The sequence below is a fragment of the Nostocoides japonicum T1-X7 genome (assembly GCF_001046855.1).
Taxonomy (GTDB): Bacteria; Actinomycetota; Actinomycetes; order Actinomycetales; family Dermatophilaceae; genus Nostocoides; species Nostocoides japonicum.
In genome coordinates, this window is sequence record NZ_HF570958.1 from 4,794,535 (window position 1) to 4,795,826 (window position 1,292).

At 70.4% G+C, this 1,292-nt stretch carries 1 protein-coding gene; it reads left to right on the top strand.

Annotated features, from left to right (window positions below; translation table 11 throughout):
* Window positions 1–1,123, top strand: a 1,123-nt coding sequence (locus BN12_RS21790) for a M4 family metallopeptidase (RefSeq protein WP_157635775.1), incomplete at its 5' end; no start/stop codon positions are given.
* Window positions 1,124–1,292 lie beyond the last annotated feature (169 nt).

Below are 1,292 nucleotides of genomic sequence, written 5' to 3' on the forward strand. Positions count from 1 at the left end.
CGCGGCGACCTTGCGCGCCGCCCCGCGGCCCGGCAAGGACGGCCCGACCGCCCCGTCGACCGGGAGCGAGAGGGCGACCCTCGCCGTCCTCGGTGGACCGGACGCCGCGCTCGTCTGGTCGGTCGCGTCGACGACGGGCGCCGGCACGACCCGGACGGTCGTCGACGCGCGGACGGGAGCGGTGCGCGAGGTGCGCAACCTCGCGAAGAACGCGGATGGCCAGGGCCAGGTCTTCGACCCCAACCCCGTCGTCACGCTGCGCAACGAGAAGCTCAAGGACAAGGGCGACCAGGACCAGGCCGTCCTGACCCCCGCCTACCGGAAGGTGGCGCTCCACCGCCTGACGGCCGGCAAGAAGACGCTCGTCGGCGCCTACGCCCAGGTCGTCCGGGCCAAGGGCGGCCTCGCGACGAGCCCCACCCGGACCTATGTCTACACGCGACACGACGACCGGTTCGAGCAGGTCAACGCCTACTACGGCGTCGACGCGGCCCAGGCATACATCCGCAGCCTCGGCTTCCGTGACGTCAACAGCGGCTCGCAGAAGCTGGTGATCGACACGTATGCCGGCGACAACTCCTTCTACGACCCGCCGAACGACACGATCACCTACGGCACGGGCGGGGTCGACGACGCCGAGGACCTCGAGGTCGTCTGGCACGAGTACGGCCACGCCATCCAGGACGCCCAGGTCCCCGGCTACGGCGCCTCCGAGCAGGCCGGGGCGACGGGCGAGGGCTTCGGCGACTACTGGGCGGTCACGATGTCGCAGCCGGTCAGCAAGGGGTTCGACCTGCCCTGCGTCATGGACTGGGACTCCACGAGCTACACGTCCGGGCCGGTCCATTGCCTGCGTCGCACCGACACGGGCAAGACCGTCGCCGACCTCGACGGGGAGGTCCACGACGACGGCGAGATCTGGTCCAACGCCCTGTGGGACATCAACAAGGCGCTCGGCCGCGACAAGGCCAACCGCGTGATCCTCGAGGCGCAGTTCAGCTTCACACCGCGAAACACCTTCACGCAGGCGGCCACCCGGACCGTGACGGCGGCCCAGCGGCTCTACGGCGCAGGGACCGCGGCCACGGTGAAGGCCGCCTTCCACCGCCGCGGCATCCTCTGACCTCTCCCCTCGTCCCCGCGGTCTCCAGCCGAACCCTCCGCGCCACAGCCGTCGTGGCCAACCGAATCGAGTGTCCAGACCCCACCAGAACGTCACCAGATACCTCGACCGACAGGGCACCTCCGCAGCCGAGGTATCCAGACCCCACCCGAACGTCACCAGATACCTC